This window comes from Rathayibacter sp. AY1C2 (assembly GCF_002931195.1).
Lineage (GTDB): Bacteria > Actinomycetota > Actinomycetes > Actinomycetales > Microbacteriaceae > Rathayibacter.
In genome coordinates, this window is the sequence record NZ_PSWG01000023.1 from 1 (window position 1) to 16,808 (window position 16,808).

Here is a 16,808-nt window from a genome sequence, read left to right on the forward strand (position 1 = left end):
CCCGAGAGGCTGATCTCGCCGAACGCGGCGATCCCGGGCCGCAGCGGCGTGTAGGCGTGGGCGGAGGCGATGGCGACTGCGATCGCCAGGTCCGCCGCCCCCGCCCGAGCTGCCGCCACCGCCCGCGCCGCCGCTCGAGGAGCCCGACGAGGATCCGACGTAGCTCGACGTCGACGACGAGAACGAGGACACGCTGCCGGCGAAGCCCGCCGCGTGGAAGCCGTTCGGTCCGGAGTACCAGACCGGCTCCTCGCCGGTGCGCTCGTAGGCCGACGCGAGCTCCGCCGACCACTCCTTCTCGAGACCGAAGAGCACGGCCCACGGCAGCAGGCGCTCCGTCACCTCGACCACCTCGACCGGTCCGACCGTGCGCCGGTCCGCCCCGCGTGGCGACTGCAGCATCGCGATCCGGTCGGCCTCGGCCAGGCGGATGTACAGCTCGAGCCCGCGCAGATGGTCGCGCAGCTCCGCGCCCGCGGCCGTCAGCGGCACCCTCGAGACCAGGATCGTCCCGACGACGGCCGCGACGATCGCGACCAGCATCAGCACGAGCGGGAGCGCTCCGCCGAAGGAGCCGGTCATCAGGAGGATCGCGCCCAGGAAAGCGGCCATGACACCCAGCAGCAGCGGGACGATCACGAGCACGCTGCCGCCGATCGTCCCGGCCTTCTTCAGTCCCGCCTCGGTCACCCGGTTGCCCAGCGCGGTCCGGAACTGTCCGACGGCCTTGCCGAACTCCTTGTCCTTGCCCGAGAGCTCACGCACCGTCCCCGGCACCCGGCCGAGGGCGATGTCGAGGAACTCGCGGTCGTCGGAGGCGAGGGGCCGCGGGCGTCCCGCGCGTCGCGTCGGCGTCGTCGCGGGGTCGAGCACCCGCACGGCGTACTCCTGCTTCCGCCCCTCCCCCGTCTCCTCGATGCGCACGAGACCGCGGACGGCGGCGTCCAGGAGTCCGGCCGCAGGGGCCTTCGACGTCTTCCGCAGCAGCGCGGCGGAGAGGAACAGCCCCTCCGCGGGCGGGTCGTACTCGGCGACGACGGTCGGGCGGCCGGGAGCGTCGCGGAGCACGGTCCGGCGGCGGTGCACGGCGAGCGCGAGGCCGATCAGGACCGCGGCGAGGCCGCCCAGCTGCACCCAGGACCAGCCGGAGGCGAGGTAGCGGTCGTCGCGCGGCGTGAAGGTCCCGGGAGCGAAGCCGATCGCCACGGTCACGTTCTCCCCCGGAGCCAGCGACTCCCCCGATGCCGTGACGACCGCGCCGTCGCGGCCGATGGGACAGGGGGTCGTCGAGCCCTCCGGTCCCCGGTAGCAGCTGACGGTCCCCGTCGCGGCGGAGGCCAGCGACCCGGCGAGCTCGACGCGCACGTCGTAGCGGTCGAAGGACTGGCGCCAGCCCGTGCCGTTGACGTCCCAGTAGAACTCGTCTTCGCCGCTGCGCGTGCCGGATCCAGGGAGGGTCGTGTTGTGCTGCGTGTAGGTGAAGACGTAGGTCTGGCTGCCGCTGACGAACTCGTCCGCCGCGCTGGTGACCAGGAGGAAGCCGTCCTCGCGCTCGGTGTCGACCGGCCGCGACGCCCCGTCGCCGTCGGTGACGGACACCAGGTCGACGTCGGTCGGGTGCCCCTCGTAGTCGAGCGGGATCGCGCGCTGCATGCCGCGGTTCTGCGACGGCGGGAACTCGGCGACGAAGGTCTCGACAGTGGTCAGCGTCGAGCGGCCCTCCTCGTCGCGGTCGAGACGGAAGTCGGCCGAGTACTCCGAGAACCGGAAGCCGTCCACATCCGCGCGCACGACACCCGCGACGGGCTGCGGAGCCGCGACAGGGTGCGGAGCCGCCACGGCCTGCGCCGCCGCTCCGCCGACCAGCAGCGGGACCGCGAGGGCCACGGCCGCCGCGCGCCGCGCGACCACCCCCGCCCGGGCGGTCGAGGCGGACAGGATCGTGCCGAGCAGCCCCCACATGCCTGCGATGCTACGCGCCGACGCACGCCCGGCACGTCCCCCGGGCGGACTACTGGAGCAGGAACTGCGTGGGCGAGCCCGAGGGGATGCCGGCGACCGACACCGACAGGTTGTAGGCGGCGCCGCCCGCCTCGACCGCCTCGCGTCCGCCGGAGCAGGTGTCGGCGGAGGAGCGGGTGCGGTCCCACGTCAGCGCGCTGCCCATCACCGAGCGGCCCGCCTGGAGGAGCACCGGCAGATCGGCCGCGCCGGTCTGGCAGTCGGTCGAGGTCCAGATCTGCTCGGAGCCGCTCGTGATCGTGAAGACCTGCTTGCTCGTGCCCGCGTCGATCACGCAGTCGGTGCTCGAGATGTTGGCCAGCGAGAGCGAGAGCTGCGGATCCTCGCCGGGCGCGTAGCTCGTGGCGTCCGTGACCGCGGTGACGGCGACGGAGTCGGCCGTGCAGGCGGGTGCGGCGCCGGGCGTCGCACCGGGCGAGGTGGTCGGGTAGAGCGTCGGCAGCACGACGGTCGGCGTGGGGCTCGACGCGGCGTCGGAGCCGGTCATCCGCGGGAGCAGCGACAGCACAACCGCCAGGCCCGCGACGATGACGACCAGCGCGAGCAGCACTCCGGCGCGGCGTCGCCGGTAGACCCGGGAGGGCAGGCGGCGAGGCGGCGGAGTCACCGGGACAGGCTACGACGTGGTGGCGGTCAGAGCGTCTTCAGCATGCGGGTGTTGCCGAGCGTGTTCGGCTTCACCCGGGCGAGGTCGAGGAACTCGGCGACTCCCTCGTCGGGAGAGCGGAGCAGCTCGGCGTAGACCTCGGGGTCGACGACCTTCTCGCCGATCGGCTCGAAGCCGTGACGGGTGAAGAAGTCGACCTCGAAGGTGAGGCAGAACAGGCGCTTCAGGCCGAGCTCGCGCGCGTCGTTCTCGAGGCGCTCCAGGATGTGGTGGCCCACGCCCCTCCCGAGCCAGTCCTGCGCGACCGCGAGGGTGCGCACCTCCGCGATGTCGTCCCACATCACATGGAGCGCACCGCAGCCGATCGCCGTCCCGTGCCCGTCCTCGGCGATGCGGAACTCCTGCACGGCGCCGTAGAGCACCACGCGGTCCTTGCCCAGGAGGATGCGCTCGTTCACGAGCGGCTCGCTGAGCTCCTGGATGAAGGGGACATCGCTCGTGCGCGCGCGGCGCACCGGGTACTTCCAATCGGCCATTCGACAAGCCTAGGCCGCACCGGGCGCGGGATCCTGCGAGCAGGCGCGCACCCCCCCGGACGACGACGTGCCCGCCCCCTCGCGAGAGGGGACGGGCACGTCGTCGTTCGGCAGCCTGCTACGACATCAGGTCGGGCGTCGCCGGGCCGGCCGTGGCCGCTCCGGTGGACGCGCCGGCGCTGATCGAGATCAGGCGCGGGGTCGTGGTGAAGACGAACCTGTTGTCGGCGAAGTCCACGTGGATGTGGTCTCCGGCGCCGAGCTCGCCGTGCAGGATCCGCTCGGACAGCTGGTCCTCGATCTCGCGCTGGATCGCGCGGCGCAGGGGGCGCGCACCGAGGGCCGGGTCGAACCCGACCTCGATCAGGCGCTCCTTGGCCGGCTGCGTCAGCTCCACCGTCATGTCCCGGTCGAGCAGGCGGTCGCCCAGGCGCTTGATGAAGAGGTCGACGATCTGGAGCAGCTCGGGCTTCGACAGCTGCGGGAAGACGATGACGTCGTCCACGCGGTTGAGGAACTCGGGCTTGAAGTGCTTCTTGAGCTCCTCGTTGACCTTGCCGCGCATGCGGTCGTAGCCGGTGGCGTTGTCGCCCTCGATCTGGAACCCGACGGGACCACCGGCGATGTCACGAGCACCGAGGTTGGTGGTCATGATGATGACGGTGTTCTTGAAGTCGACGACACGGCCCTGGCCGTCGGTCAGTCGACCCTCCTCCAGGATCTGGAGGAGCGAGTTGAAGATGTCCGGGTGCGCCTTCTCGATCTCGTCGAAGAGGACCACGCTGAACGGCTTGCGGCGCACCTTCTCGGTGAGCTGGCCGCCCTCCTCGAAGCCGACGAACCCGGGAGGGGCGCCGAACAGCCGCGAGACGGTGTGCTTCTCGCCGTACTCCGACATGTCGAGCGAGATCATCGCGTTCTCGTCGTCGAAGAGGAACTCGGCGAGCGCCTTGGCCAGCTCGGTCTTCCCGACGCCCGTGGGGCCGGCGAAGATGAACGAGCCCGAGGGGCGCTTGGGGTCCTTGAGGCCCGCGCGGGTGCGGCGGATCGTCCGCGAGAGTGCCGCGATGGCCTCCTCCTGGCCGATGACGCGCTGGTGCAGGGCCTTCTCCATGAAGACGAGCCGCGAGGACTCCTCCTCCGTGAGCTTGAAGACCGGGATGCCCGTCGCCTGGGCGAGGACCTCGGCGATCAGGCCCTCGTCGACCACGCCGGTGGCCTTGACGTCGCCCGACTTCCACTGCTTCTCGAGGCGCAGGCGCTCACCGAGCAGCTGCTTCTCCTCGTCGCGGAGCGACGCGGCCTTCTCGAAGTCCTGGTCCTCGATCGCGGCCTCCTTGGCGGAGCGGACCACGGCGATGCGGTCGTCGAAGTCGCGCAGCTCCGGCGGCGCCGAGAGGATCGAGAGGCGCAGGCGTGCGCCGGCCTCGTCGATCAGGTCGATCGCCTTGTCGGGGAGGAAGCGGTCGCTGATGTAGCGGTCGGCCAGATTGGCCGCCGAGACGATCGCGCCGTCGGTGATGGACACCTTGTGGTGCGCCTCGTAGCGGTCGCGCAGCCCCTTGAGGATGTTGATCGTGTGGGGCAGCGACGGCTCCGCGACCTGGATCGGCTGGAAGCGGCGCTCGAGAGCGGCGTCCTTCTCGAAGTGCTTGCGGTACTCGTCGAGCGTGGTCGCGCCGATGGTCTGCAGCTCGCCGCGGGCGAGCAGCGGCTTGAGGATCGAGGCGGCGTCGATAGCGCCCTCAGCGGCCCCTGCGCCGACGAGGGTGTGGATCTCGTCGATGAAGGTGATGATGTCGCCGCGGGTGCGGATCTCCTTCGTGACCTTCTTCAGGCGCTCCTCGAAGTCACCGCGGTAGCGGGATCCGGCGATGAGCGAGCCGAGGTCGAGCGTGTAGAGCTGCTTGTCCTTCAGCGTCTCGGGCACGTCGCCGCGCACGATCGCCTGGGCGAGGCCCTCGACGACGGCGGTCTTGCCGACGCCGGGCTCGCCGATCAGGACGGGGTTGTTCTTGGAGCGGCGGGAGAGGATCTGCATGACCCGCTCGATCTCCTTCTCGCGCCCGATGACCGGGTCGAGCTTGTTGTCGCGTGCCGCCTGGGTGAGGTTGCGTCCGAACTGGTCGAGGATCTGCGATCCCCCCTGAGGCTGCTGCTGCTCACCGCCCACGGCGACCTGCTCCTTGCCCTGGTAGCCGGAGAGCAGCTGGATGACCTGCTGGCGCACGCGGTTCAGGTCGGCACCGAGCTTGACCAGCACCTGAGCGGCGACGCCCTCGCCCTCGCGGATGAGGCCGAGCAGGATGTGCTCGGTCCCGATGTAGTTGTGGCCGAGCTGCAGCGCTTCGCGCAGGGACAGCTCGAGGACCTTCTTCGCCCGAGGCGTGAAGGGGATGTGGCCGGTCGGCTGCTGCTGCCCCTGGCCGATGATGTCCTGCACCTGCTCGCGCACAGCGTCGAGCGAGATCCCGAGGGACTCGAGCGCCTTGGCGGCCACTCCCTCGCCCTCGTGGATCAGGCCGAGCAGGATGTGCTCCGTGCCGATGTAGTTGTGATTGAGCATCTTGGCCTCTTCCTGGGCCAGGACGACGACGCGCCGCGCGCGATCGGTGAATCTCTCGAACATGCTGTCACTCCCTACAGAACCCGCAGGGGTGGGCTCCGATACGTCGACTGTAACCAGCGCTCCCCCCGGTGAGCAGGCCTGTTCGCCCTGGGCGTGCACGCGATCCGGGAGGGGTGCGGGCGGCGGTCCCGTCCACCGGTCCATGCGAAGGCATACACTTCCCGCATGAGCAACCTGGAGGAGCATCCCGACGAGCTCCCCGTCGCCGCGGAGCCGGTCCCTCGCGAGCCCGGCGCGGTCGAGATCCTGGAGGCACGGCTCGTCCCGCTCGGCGGTCCGCGCGCGATCGAGGTGCGCCGCACCCTCCCCCAGCGCTCGCGCTCGACGATCGGCGCATGGTGCTTCGCCGACCACTACGGCCCGGTGCGGCTCGGCGAGGAGGCCGGGATGGACGTCCCGCCGCATCCGCACACGGGCCTGCAGACGGTGAGCTGGCTCTTCGAGGGCGAGATCGAGCACCGCGACAGCGTCGGCAGCCTCGCCGTGGTGCGCCCGGGCGAGCTCAACCTGATGACGGCCGGACGCGGCATCTCGCACTCGGAGGTCTCGACCGGGGGCGCGCCCGTTCTGCACGGGGTGCAGCTCTGGGTCGCGCTGCCCGAGGAGGCGCGGCTCGTCGATCCGTTCTTCGAGCACCACCGCGGCGTGCCCGTGGATCTGCCCGGCGCGCTGGTGCGCGTCTTCGTCGGAGGGATGCTGGGCGCGTCGGTGCCCGCGAGCACCTTCACTCCGCTGGTCGCCGCGCAGATCGACCTCGAGCCGGGTGCCCGGGTCGAGCTGCCGGTCGAGGAGTCGTGGGAGTACGGCGTGCTCGTCGACGCCGGCCCCGTGGCGGTCGAGGGCGCGGACGTCCCGCGCTCGGACCTCGCCTACCTGGCGCCCGGCCGCTCGCACCTGGTGCTGACGGCCGGGGACGCGGGCGCCCGCGTGGTGCTGCTCGGCGGCGAGCCGTTCGCCGAGGAGCTGGTGATGTGGTGGAACTTCGTCGGCCGCAGCCACGACGACGTGGCGGCCGCCCGCGAGCGCTGGCAGTCCGACGTGATCGCCGGGGCGGATCCCGCGGGACCGTTCGGCACCGTCGACGGGTACGGCGGACGCGCGCTCCCCGCGCCCGTGCTGCCGACCGTGCGCCTCAAGCCGCGCCGCCGGGCCTGAGCCGAGACCGTCAGGCCGAGGCGCTCCGAGGCGGGGCCCACGACTCGGGAGCGCGGAAGTCGCGATGATCCCGCTCGACCACCGCGACTCCCGCGCTCTCACCGGCGCGTCAGGACGCGTCCGACTCCTTCTTCGCGGCGGCCTTCGCAGCGGCCTCGCGATCGGTGGCCTCGGCCGTCTCGCGGAAGGCGCGGCGCGGATCCTGCAGCGCGCTCATCGGCGAGAGGTCGCGCGGAGTGACGGCGTCGACGAGCCAGCCCGTGATGATCCGCCACTTGCGGTCCAGGGTCGGCATCGCCGCTCCGTGGTAGGCGCGGTGCGCGAGCCAGGCGGGGAGGCCGCGCAGCTTCACGCCCTTGATCAGGCCCGCGCCCTTGCCGATGCCGTACTCGGCGACGGTCCCGACGGAGGCGTGGCGGTACTCCTCCACGGTGCCTCCGGTGAGGTCGGCGATGATGTTGCGCGCCAGGAGCTTGGCCTGCCGGACCGCGTTCTGCGCGTTCGGCGGGTAGTACGCGGGCTGCTTCTCGCTGGTGAGGTCCGGCACCTGCGCGCCGTCGCCGGCCGCCCAGGCGCCGCCCACCGGCTCGCCGTCCTCGCGGATGACCCGCAGGCGCGCATCCGCCATGACGTGGCCCTTCGGCCCGCGGGGCGCGTCGGTCGCGTCGAGGATCGGGTTCGGCTTCACGCCGGCGGTCCACACGATCGTGGCCGTCGGGATGCGCTCGCCCGAGGAGAGCTCCACGACGCCGTCCTCGCAGGAGGGCATCGTCGTCTTCAGGTGCACGTGCACGCCGCGCGAGCGGAGGTGGTCGAGCGTCCACTTCGAGAGCTCGGGACCGACCTCGGGGGCGACCCGGTCCAACGCCTCGACGAGGTGCCAGGTGACGTCACCCATCGAGAGGGAGGGCTGCGCGGCGAGCGTCTTGCGGCTGAGGTCGAGCAGCTCGCTCAGCGCCTCGACGCCGGTGTAGCCGCCGCCGACGAAGACGAAGGTGAGCAGGCACCGACGCTCGGCGGGATCGGTGGTGAGCGCCGCCTTCGCGATGTTCTCGATGACGCGGTCGCGCAGGTGCGCCGCCTCCTCCACCGTCTTGAAGCCGATGCCGTGCTCGGCGAGACCCGGCGTGGGGAACGTGCGGGTGACGGCCCCGAGCGCGAAGACGACCTGGTCGAACTCGAGCGTGCGGGTGGAGCCGTCCATCGCGGCGACGGTGGCGCTGCGCTCGGCGAGGCTCACGCCGGTGATCGCACCGCGGATCACGCGGGTGCGCTTGAGCGCGGAGACCAGCGGCACCGTGACGTGGCGCGGCTGGACGTGCCCGCCGGCGACCTCGGGCAGCAGCGGCTGGTAGGTCATGTAGGGGTTCGGCTCGACGACGGTGACGTCGATCGGCGCCTCCCCCCGTCTCTTCTCGAGGCCCCAGGCCGTGTACAGGCCGACGTAGCCGCCGCCGAGGATGAGGATGCGCGTCGTACGGGATGCCGTCATGTCCGTTCCCTTCTCGAACCCGGCGCCGGGCAGGCGGAACCGGATGGTGCTGAGGACGCTCCGACGCTACGCGGGGCGCGGCGGCCCGCACAGGGCCTTGCGCGACGAGCCGGGGCCGCGCATCCTCCGCCGGCGGGCGGACGGGAGGCGCGCTACTGCAGCGCCGAGGTGAGCCGCGCCAGGTTGTCGAGCAGGGTCGAGCGGAGCGGCTGCTGCCGCCACTCGCGGAGGGTCAGCTCGCGGGAGTGCTCGCGGTAGTCCTGCTGCACCTGGCGCAGGTCCTCGACGAACTCCGCGCCGCGCACCATCAGCGAGACCTCGAGGTTGAGCGTGAAGGAGCGCATGTCCATGTTGCTCGAGCCGATCACGGCGACGTCGTCGTCGATCGTGAAGTGCTTCGCGTGCAGGATGGTCGGCTTGCGGTACATCCAGATGCGCACGCCCGCGGTCAGCAGCGTCTCGTAGTACGAGCGCTGGGCGTGGTAGACCACGGCCTGGTCGCCGATCTCGGAGACGAAGAGCTCCACGTGCACGCCCCGCCGGGTCGCCGTCGTGATCGCGTAGAGCATCGCCTCGTCGGGCACGAAGTACGGGCTGGTGATGATGATCGACTTCTGCGCCGAGTAGAGCAGCGTCAGGAACAGGCGCAGGTTGTTCTCGCCCTCGAACCCCGGGCCGCTCGGCACCACCTGGCAGTCGATGGTGTCGCGCTGCTGCAGCGCCTCCATCGGCTCCGACTCCCGGAGGAGCAGCTCGTCGGTCTCGCTGTACCAGTCGGTGATGAAGATGGCGTTGATGCCCTGCACCACCGGCCCCTCGAGGCGCACCATCAGGTCGTGCCAGTGCAGGCCGCGGCGGATGTTGCCGCGCTTGTTGTAGCTGGAGTCGACGACGTTCTGCGAGCCCATGAAGGCCGCGTTGCCGTCGACGATCAGCAGCTTGCGGTGGTTGCGCAGGTCCGGCCGCTGGTACTGCCCGCGCCACGGCCGCACGGGGAGCATGTACGACCACGAGGCGCCCGCCCGCTCGAGGGCGCGCAGCCGGCGATGGGTGCCGCTGTAGTAGCCGGGCACGCGGATCGACGCGATGTGGTCGAGGAGGATCCGCACCCGCACCCCGCGGGCCACCGCGCGGTCGAGCGCGTCGAAGAAGGGCGCGGTGGTCGAGTCGGCGGCGAGGATGTAGAACTCGCAGTGCACGTACCGGCGGGCGCGGTCGATCTCGGCGGCCATCGCGCGGATGGTCTGCTCGTAGTCGCCCTGGAGGCGCGCATCGTTCCCGCCGACCAGCGGCATGGCGCCGAGGTTGCGGTTGAGGGTGACCACCGACTCCAGCCACTGCGGCCACGGGTGCTCCCGGGCGACGCGGTCGATGCCGTCGGTCGACTCCAGGATGAAGCGGTTGATCTCCTGCTGCTTCCGGCGGCGCTTGCGCGGCAGCCGGTAGCTCCCGATGAAGAGGAACAGCAGGATGCCGACGTACGGGATCAGGAAGATCGCCATCAGCCAGGCGAGGCCGGTGGTCGGACGGCGGTTCCGCGGCACGACGATGACGGCGATCACGCGGACCACGAGCTCGACGACGACGGCCGCGATCGGGAGGATCACGGCCCAGTCGGGTGCGGGCACCGCGCCTCCTCGTTCGTCGTGCGGAGCCGCTCAGCGGGCGCGGGAGGCACCCGCGCGGCGGCGGTGGTCAGGAGGCGTCGCGGGGAGGCAGGCCGCGGCGCTCGCGCTCGCGGGCCTCGATGCGGTCGTACGCTCGGCGCTCGTTGCGGTCCGAGCGGATGAGGGCGCGCATCACGAACCAGAAGATGGCTCCGACCGTGATCGTCGGCACGAGGGCCCACAGCCCCTGGTTCCACAGCTCCCAGTCCATGCGGCGATCCTACCCGCGGCACCGGCGCGGGAGCCGTGAGCCCGGAGGCCCGTGCGCCCAGCGGCCTTCGCGGGCGCTGGGCGCTACTGGCTCTCGACCGACTTGTTCAGCGCCGCGGCATCGGAGTTGAGGCCTTCCAGCTCCGAGCGCAGGCCGTCGTACACGGCGATGTCCGCGTCGATGGCGGCGCGGGTGGCGTCGACGGCCTGGCTGCGGGCGAGCAGATCGGCGCGCTCCGTCTCGAACTCGGCCGTCGATCCGAAGTCGCCGCTGTCGGCGCGCGAGTTGAAGTCGTCGATCTCGACGTTGAGCGCGTCGTACTCGGCGTTGTTCGCATCGATCCGCGCCGTGAGGTCGGCGTACATCGTCTCGATCCGGGAGACCAGGTCCTCGATGCGGTTCTCGAGATCGGTGAAGACCGCCTCGTAGCGGGCGTTCAGGCCCACGACGACCGAGCGGTCGTCGAAGAACTCGGCGTAGTGCGCCTCGAGCGCCGGTGGCAGGTCGGCCACCTCGGTCCCCAGGATCGAGTGCAGCTCGTTGACGCGCTCGCCGAGGCCGCCGGTGCGGTACAGCTCGAGGCGCTCGGCGATCGTGCCGTCCTGCGGGAGGGTCTCGTACGCGGCCTCGAGCTCGTCGCCCAGCTCGGCCTGCTCCTCCGCGTCGAGCCGCACCCACGCGGCGTGCAGCATCTCGTGCGCCGCCGTCACGTCGCGGATCCCGTCGAGGTCGGGGTTGGCGACGTCCGAGATGTAGATGCTGGTGCCGGTGTAGCAGCCGAGGACGATGTCGTCGGAGGCGCCGTAGCCGCAGAGGTCGTTGAAGCCGGCGGTCGGCTCGACCGACGGGCTCGACGCGTAGTAGAGGGCGCGGCCGCGGTCGGACATGGCGGTCCGCTCCGCGAAGCCGGCGATCGTGGGGTCGGGCGTGAACGCCTCGGCCGCCCGCCGGTCGGCCAGCGCGGTGCCGACGTCGCCGGAGGAGGTGAGGACGCTCGCGGCGACCGCGGTCCCCACTCCGAACTGCGCGATCGTGAGGACGCCCGCCGCGACGGCCGCGACGATGCTCGATGCCCTGACCATGTCTCCCCCTCGGCTCCCGCGACCCTACTTGACGAGCGGGAACAGGATCGTCTCGCGGATCCCGAGGCCGGTGATCGCCATCAGGAGGCGGTCGATGCCCATGCCCATGCCGCCGGTGGGGGGCATGCCGTGCTCGAGGGCGCGGAGGAAGTCCTCGTCCAGGCGCATCGCCTCGTCGTCGCCCGCGGCGGCCTGGCGGGCCTGCTCGACGAAGCGCTCGCGCTGCACGACCGGGTCGATCAGCTCGGAGTAGCCGGTGGCCAGCTCGAAGCCGCGGACGTAGAGGTCCCACTTCTCGACGACGCCCGGGATGCTGCGGTGCGCGCGCACGAGCGGCGAGGTGTCGACGGGGAAGTCCATCACGAAGGTCGGACGCGTCAGGCCGCCCTTCACGAAGTGCTCCCACAGCTCCTCGACGTACTTGCCGTGCGTGGGGACGTGCACCTCGACGCCCTCGCGCGCGGCGAGGGTCTCGAGCTCGGCGAGCTCCGTCTCCGGCGTGATCGCGATTCCGGCCGCGAGCGACAGGCTCTCGTACATCGAGATGCGGTCCCACCGGCCGCCGAGGTCGAACTCGGTGCCGTCGGCCCAGGTGACCACGTGCGAGCCCGCGACGGCCTGCGCCGCGTTCTGGATCAGCTCCTGGGTGAGGTCGGCGATCGAGTTGTAGTCGCCGTACGCCTGGTAGGCCTCGAGCATCGCGAACTCGGGCGAGTGGGTGGAGTCGGCGCCCTCGTTGCGGAAGTTGCGGTTGATCTCGAAGACCCGGTCGATGCCGCCGACGACCGCCCGCTTGAGGTAGAGCTCGGGCGCGATGCGCAGGTACAGCTCGGTGTCGAAGGCGTTCGAGTGCGTGGCGAAGGGGCGGGCGGAGGCGCCGCCGTGCATCACCTGCAGCATCGGGGTCTCGACCTCGAGGAACTCGTGCGAGGCGAAGGTATCGCGGAGGGAGGCGTTCACGCGGGCGCGGGTGACGACCGTCTCGCGGGCCTGGGGGCGCACGATCAGGTCGAGGTAGCGCTGGCGCATCCGGGTCTCGTCGCCGAGCTCGTTGTGCAGGTTCGGCAGCGGCAGGATCGCCTTCGCGGCGATCGTCCACTCCGACACCCACACGCTCAGCTCGCCGCGCTTGCTCGAGACGACCTCGCCCTCGACGAAGAGGTGGTCGCCCAGGTCGACGAGCTCCTTCCACGCCGCCAGCGACTCCTCGCCCACGTCGCCGAGCGAGACCATGGCCTGGATCCGCTCGCCGTCGCCGGCCTGCAGCGTCGCGAAGCAGAGCTTGCCCGTGTTGCGCTGGAACACCACGCGGCCCGCGAGGCCGACGCGCTCGCCGGTCTTCACGTCCGGCTCGATGCCCTCGTGGCGCGCCCGGACGGCCGCGATGGTGTCGGTGACTCCGACCGCGACGGGGTAGGCGCCGGCGCCGAGGTCGTCGCCCGCGAGCTCGAGCAGGCGCTCGCGCTTGGCGAGGCGGACGGCCTTCTGCTCGGAGGCCTCCTGCTGCGCGGCCCGCTCGGCGGCGGCCTGCTCGGAGTCGGACTGCTCGGCGGCGGGGGTCGTGGTCTCGGGGACGTCGGGGGTGTCGGCCATGAGGGGTCGCAGTGCTTTCGGTTCGGGGCGGACGGCCGCGATCAGGCGAGCAGGATCGGGGCGTTGTCGAGGAGGCGGGTGGTGCCGACGATCGCGGCGACGAGCACGAGTGCCGGGCCGCGGTGGTCGGCGTCGACCGGGAGGAGCGTCGCGGGATCCACGACGACGAGGTAGTCCAGCTTAACGAGCGGCTCGGCGTGCGCGACGGCCTCGGCGGCCTCGATCGCCGCGGCGGCACCGCGGTCCGCGGCTTCCGCGGCGGCCGCGAGGAGGCGCGGCAGCACGAGGCCCGCGCGGCGCTGCTCCTCGTCGAGGTAGCGGTTGCGGCTGGAGCGGGCGAGCCCGTCCTCCTCCCGCACGATGCCGACGCCCTCGATCTCCACGGGCAGGTCGAGGTCGCGGACCATGCGGCGCACGAGGAACAGCTGCTGCGCGTCCTTCTGCCCGAAGACCGCGACGTCCGGCTGGGCGATGCTCAGGAGCTTGGCGACGACGGTGAGCATCCCGTCGAAGTGCCCCGGCCGCGCGCGCCCCTCGTAGAGGCCGCCGACCTCGCCCGCGACGACCCGCGTCGAGGACGGCCCGTCGGGGTACATCTCGGCGACTCCCGGAGCGAAGAGGAGGTCGGCCCCGGCCGCGTCGAGCAGGGCGGTGTCGCCCTCGAGGTCGCGCGGGTAGCGGTCCAGGTCCTCGGACGGGCCGAACTGCAGCGGATTCACGAACACCGACACGACGACGACGACGGCCAGCTCGCGAGCCCGCTCGACGAGGGCGAGGTGCCCGGCGTGCAGGGCGCCCATCGTCGGCACGAGCGCGATGCGCCGACCGGCCCGCCGCGCCTCCTGCAGCCGCTCGCGGAGGTCGCCGATGCGGTGGACGGTGCTGATCACCCGACGATGCTACCGGCGGTCCCACGGCCGCCCGGGCCCTCGGCACCGGGACGCCGTGCTCCTCCGCGAGGCACCGCCTCCCGAGCGGCGTCCCACCCGGGAGCGGCGTCTCGAGCGGCGCGCCCGTCAGCCCGCCGCGCGGCGCAGGGCGTCGTCGACGGAGGAGCGGACGAGGCTGGAGAGGAAGAAGCCCGGCTTCTCGACGCCGATGCCCGCCAGCAGTCCCGCCGCCTGGTCGACGATCGCGGTCGAGAAGGTCGTGGCGGTCGAGACGGCCTCCGCGTAGGCGGCGCGGTCCGACTCCGCCACGGAGACCGGCTCCCCGCCCATCTCGACCACCAGCGCCTGCGCGATCGGCAGCACCGGGCCCGGTGCCGACACGGCGAAGTAGGTCTCGGAGAGGCGCGCCAGGTCGAGGCTGGTGCCGCTGAAGGCCATCGCCGGGTGGACTGCCAGGGGGATGACCCCGGAGGCGAGCGCCGGAGCGAGCACCCCGTAGCCGTGCTCAGGCGCCGTGTGCAGCACCAGCTGGCCGGGCTGCCACGCTCCGGTCGCGGCGAGCCCCGCGACCAGGGCGGCGATCTCGCTCCCGGGGACGGCGACGATCACCAGCTCGCTGCGCTCGACGAGCTCGGGGATCGCGAGCACGGGGACTCCGGGGAGCAGCGCGTCGGCGCGCTCGCGGCCGCTCTCGCTGGTGGTGGCGATACCGATCACGGCGTGGCCGGCCCCGGCGAGCGCGGCACCGAGCACCGGGCCCACGCGTCCGGCACCGATCACGCCGACGCCCAGGCGTCCGTCGCGGCGGTTCTCAGGCATGCGGTTCCCCCTCCGGAGCGGGCCAGTCGGGCAGGGCGGGTGCGGCCGCCCGCCGCCCCCACTGGTGGCTCGCGTCGCGGTCGGCGGCCCGCACTCCGGCCGTCGCGAGGCTCTCGAAGAAGGCGAGTCCGTCGGCTGCGCTCATCACCGGCACGAGCGGAGTGACGGGGCCGGCCACCGTGTGCACGCGCGCCGAGGCCAGCCCGAGCAGGCGCTGGAGCGGTCCCTGCTGGACCCCGACGCTCTGCATCCGCGCCAGGGGCACCACGGCGACCCGCCGCCAGACCGCTCCGCTGCGCAGGATCGCGACCTCGTCCGTCAGCCGGTACCCGGTCCTCCGGAACGAGAAGGGGCGGAGCCACACCGCCGAGCGCGGCGCCCGGGTGAAGCCGGCCGCGTCGCGGTGCCGGAGTGCGTCTCCGACGGGCGTCGACTCCGCTCCCTCGGCCGGTCCGGGCAGCAGGAGGGCGAGGACGCGCTCGACCGCGGCGAGGTCGCCGACGGGCAGGATCGTGGTGTTCGGCTCGCCGTTCGCCCCGCGGGAGGCCGCGTGGCCGGCGCGGTCGATCCGCACCTGCCACCAGCCGAAGGGGCGCCAGAGCAGCGGCTGCGTGATCTCGACGGCGTGGATCCGGCCGGGCGGGATCGTGTCGCTGCTGGTCGAGAGCACGCCGTAGCCGACCCGCACTCCGTCGGGCGTCGCGGCGATCGAGTACCGGAGCGAGCGCACGAACTGGCGGACGTAGTAGCTGCCCGAGCCGATCAGGCCCGGCAGGATCGCGAAGAGCACGTAGGGCGAGCCGTAGACGGCGACGAACACCACGGCGACGACCGAGGCGGCCAGGAACAGCGTGAAGCCGCTGAAGACGAGCGAGCCGAGGAGTCGGCCCGGCGGGATCGAGACGACCGACTCGGGTGGCGTCTCTTCCTGAGGCTCGCCGAACTCCTCCAGCCGGCGCGCCAGGAACCCGCCCGCCGGAGCCGCACCGTCGACCGTCGCCTCCCGCTCGCGCACCCCGGACGCGAGCCGCAGGATGTCGCGGCGCAGGGCGTCAACCAAGCGCGACCCGAGGTACGACAGCTGGACGTTCGCGTCCTGCCCGGCCACGCTCACCTCGAGCTTCGCGGCTCCGAACAGCCGCGCGAACAGCGGACGCTGCACCGCGATGCCCTGGATGCGGTCCAGCCGCGCCCGCCGGTTGGTCCGGAAGAGCACGCCGGAGCGCACCTCGACGAGCTCGTCCGTGATGCGGAAGGTGTGCATCCGCCAGGACAGCCAGAAGGCGAAGACGGCGACCGCCAGGCCCACCGCGACCGCCAGCAGCGCCCAGCCGACGAGACCGCGGCGCAGCAGCTCGTCGACCGGATCGCCACTCTCGAACCCCTCCGGCCCGGGCAGGAACAGCTCGACCAGGCGCTCGCGGAGGTTCGTGATCACGATGCCGAGGACGACCAGCAGGCCGATCCCGCCCTTGAGGACCGGGGTCGCGGGATGGAGGCGGTGCCACTCCCCGTCGGCGAGGTCCGTCTCGACGGCGCGGAGCTCGGTCACAGGCCGGCCCGGCGCGACTCGGCGAGCTCGACCAGGCGGTCGCGGAGCTCCTCCGCGTCCTGCTCGGCCAGGCCCGGGATGCTGACGCCGGTCGCCGCGGCGGCGGTGACGAAGCGGAGGTCGGCGAGGCCGAGCGCCCGGGCGAGCGGCCCGCGGTTGACGTCGATGAGCTGCATCCGCCCGTACGGCACCGACACGAAGCGCTGGAACATGATGCCGCGGCGGAAGAGCAGGTCGTCCTGGCGCAGGAGGTAGCCGTAGGCGCGCGCACGGCGCGGGGCCACGATCAGGAGGGTCACCGCGAGGGCGGCCGCGGCGGCCAGCGGGATCCAGCCCCACGGCAGGCCGATCAGCATCAGCACCACGGGCACGGCGAGCAGCAGCACGCTCGACACGACGGCCGACACGATCTCGACCGCGACGTACCGGGGCGAGACGCGGCGCCACTCCCCCGTGATGTCGAGGCGGTCCCGCCGGCGTCCCCTCGCGTCGCGGCGGGTCGTCGGCGACGCGTCCTCGGGCTCGGCGGGCATGGCGTCGTCCTCACTGCCCG

Annotated in this window: 14 protein-coding genes; 1 reads left to right on the forward strand and 13 read right to left on the reverse strand. The window is 72.4% G+C overall.

Features of this window, described 5'->3' with window-relative positions; translation table 11 throughout:
* The 4 genes from C5C55_RS13770 to C5C55_RS13785 all read right to left on the reverse strand — a co-directional run.
* Positions 1-1,962: DUF2207 domain-containing protein (locus tag C5C55_RS13770; RefSeq protein ID WP_104234292.1), on the reverse strand; the 1,962-nt coding region annotated here is incomplete at its 3' end.
* Positions 1,963-2,011: 49 nt separating this feature from the next.
* On the reverse strand, positions 2,012-2,629 hold the full coding sequence (locus tag C5C55_RS13775; RefSeq protein ID WP_104226002.1) for a hypothetical protein: 618 nt from the start codon (positions 2,627-2,629) through the stop codon (positions 2,012-2,014).
* A 26-nt stretch (positions 2,630-2,655) separates the two neighbouring features.
* Positions 2,656-3,165 (reverse strand): amino-acid N-acetyltransferase, encoded by a 510-nt coding sequence (locus tag C5C55_RS13780; protein ID WP_104234293.1) that lies wholly within the window; start codon positions 3,163-3,165, stop codon positions 2,656-2,658.
* Positions 3,166-3,283: 118 nt separating this feature from the next.
* The gene (locus tag C5C55_RS13785) at positions 3,284-5,794 is read right to left on the reverse strand and encodes an ATP-dependent Clp protease ATP-binding subunit (RefSeq protein ID WP_104234294.1); all 2,511 of its coding nucleotides are present in this window, start codon (positions 5,792-5,794) and stop codon (positions 3,284-3,286) included.
* 165 nt (positions 5,795-5,959) lie between these two features.
* On the opposite strand from C5C55_RS13785, the gene C5C55_RS13790 reads away from it, so the two are divergent.
* Positions 5,960-6,949, forward strand: a complete 990-nt coding sequence (locus tag C5C55_RS13790; RefSeq protein ID WP_104234295.1) for a pirin family protein — start codon at positions 5,960-5,962, stop codon at positions 6,947-6,949.
* 109 nt (positions 6,950-7,058) lie between these two features.
* Here the strand turns inward: C5C55_RS13790 and C5C55_RS13795 are convergent, their stop codons facing one another.
* The 9 genes from C5C55_RS13795 to C5C55_RS13835 form a co-directional block, all read right to left on the reverse strand.
* Complete coding sequence (locus tag C5C55_RS13795; protein ID WP_104234296.1) at positions 7,059-8,441, reverse strand: NAD(P)/FAD-dependent oxidoreductase; 1,383 nt, start codon at positions 8,439-8,441, stop codon at positions 7,059-7,061.
* Between the two features lie 152 nt (positions 8,442-8,593).
* On the reverse strand, positions 8,594-10,069 hold the full coding sequence (cls, locus tag C5C55_RS13800) for a cardiolipin synthase (protein ID WP_104234297.1): 1,476 nt from the start codon (positions 10,067-10,069) through the stop codon (positions 8,594-8,596).
* A gap of 67 nt (positions 10,070-10,136) precedes the next feature.
* A complete protein-coding gene (locus C5C55_RS13805; RefSeq protein WP_104224094.1) occupies positions 10,137-10,319 on the reverse strand; it encodes a hypothetical protein in 183 nt (60 codons plus the stop codon).
* 83 nt (positions 10,320-10,402) lie between these two features.
* Entirely contained in the window at positions 10,403-11,401 is a 999-nt protein-coding gene (locus tag C5C55_RS16670) for a hypothetical protein (RefSeq protein ID WP_104249707.1), read from the reverse strand.
* A 24-nt stretch (positions 11,402-11,425) separates the two neighbouring features.
* Complete coding sequence (gene lysS, locus C5C55_RS13815) at positions 11,426-12,994, reverse strand: lysine--tRNA ligase (protein WP_104234298.1); 1,569 nt, start codon at positions 12,992-12,994, stop codon at positions 11,426-11,428.
* Between the two features lie 41 nt (positions 12,995-13,035).
* Entirely contained in the window at positions 13,036-13,884 is an 849-nt protein-coding gene (gene panC / locus C5C55_RS13820; RefSeq protein ID WP_104234299.1) for a pantoate--beta-alanine ligase, read from the reverse strand.
* Between the two features lie 126 nt (positions 13,885-14,010).
* Positions 14,011-14,703, reverse strand: a complete 693-nt coding sequence (locus C5C55_RS13825; RefSeq protein ID WP_104234300.1) for a Rossmann-like and DUF2520 domain-containing protein — start codon at positions 14,701-14,703, stop codon at positions 14,011-14,013.
* The gene (locus C5C55_RS13830) at positions 14,696-16,255 is read right to left on the reverse strand and encodes a PH domain-containing protein (protein ID WP_104234301.1); all 1,560 of its coding nucleotides are present in this window, start codon (positions 16,253-16,255) and stop codon (positions 14,696-14,698) included. Before C5C55_RS13830 ends, C5C55_RS13825 begins: the two co-directional genes overlap by 8 nt.
* Positions 16,252-16,788 (reverse strand): PH domain-containing protein, encoded by a 537-nt coding sequence (locus C5C55_RS13835; protein ID WP_104234302.1) that lies wholly within the window; start codon positions 16,786-16,788, stop codon positions 16,252-16,254. Before C5C55_RS13835 ends, C5C55_RS13830 begins: the two co-directional genes overlap by 4 nt.
* Between the last annotated feature and the right edge of the window lie 20 nt (positions 16,789-16,808).

Excerpts from the sequence above, each read along its gene's own strand:
- C5C55_RS13825 (WP_104234300.1), bottom strand. The coding sequence starts at position 14,703 with ATGCCTGAGAACCGCCGCGACGGACGCCTGGGCGTCGGCGTGATCGGT.
- C5C55_RS13780 (WP_104234293.1), bottom strand. The coding sequence starts at position 3,165 with ATGGCCGATTGGAAGTACCCGGTGCGCCGCGCGCGCACGAGCGATGTC.
- lysS (WP_104234298.1), bottom strand. The coding sequence starts at position 12,994 with ATGGCCGACACCCCCGACGTCCCCGAGACCACGACCCCCGCCGCCGAG.
- C5C55_RS13795 (WP_104234296.1), bottom strand. The coding sequence starts at position 8,441 with ATGACGGCATCCCGTACGACGCGCATCCTCATCCTCGGCGGCGGCTAC.
- C5C55_RS16670 (WP_104249707.1), bottom strand. The coding sequence starts at position 11,401 with ATGGTCAGGGCATCGAGCATCGTCGCGGCCGTCGCGGCGGGCGTCCTC.
- C5C55_RS13835 (WP_104234302.1), bottom strand. The coding sequence starts at position 16,788 with ATGCCCGCCGAGCCCGAGGACGCGTCGCCGACGACCCGCCGCGACGCG.
- C5C55_RS13805 (WP_104224094.1), bottom strand. The coding sequence starts at position 10,319 with ATGGACTGGGAGCTGTGGAACCAGGGGCTGTGGGCCCTCGTGCCGACG.
- C5C55_RS13785 (WP_104234294.1), bottom strand. The coding sequence starts at position 5,794 with ATGTTCGAGAGATTCACCGATCGCGCGCGGCGCGTCGTCGTCCTGGCC.
- C5C55_RS13790 (WP_104234295.1), top strand. The coding sequence starts at position 5,960 with ATGAGCAACCTGGAGGAGCATCCCGACGAGCTCCCCGTCGCCGCGGAG.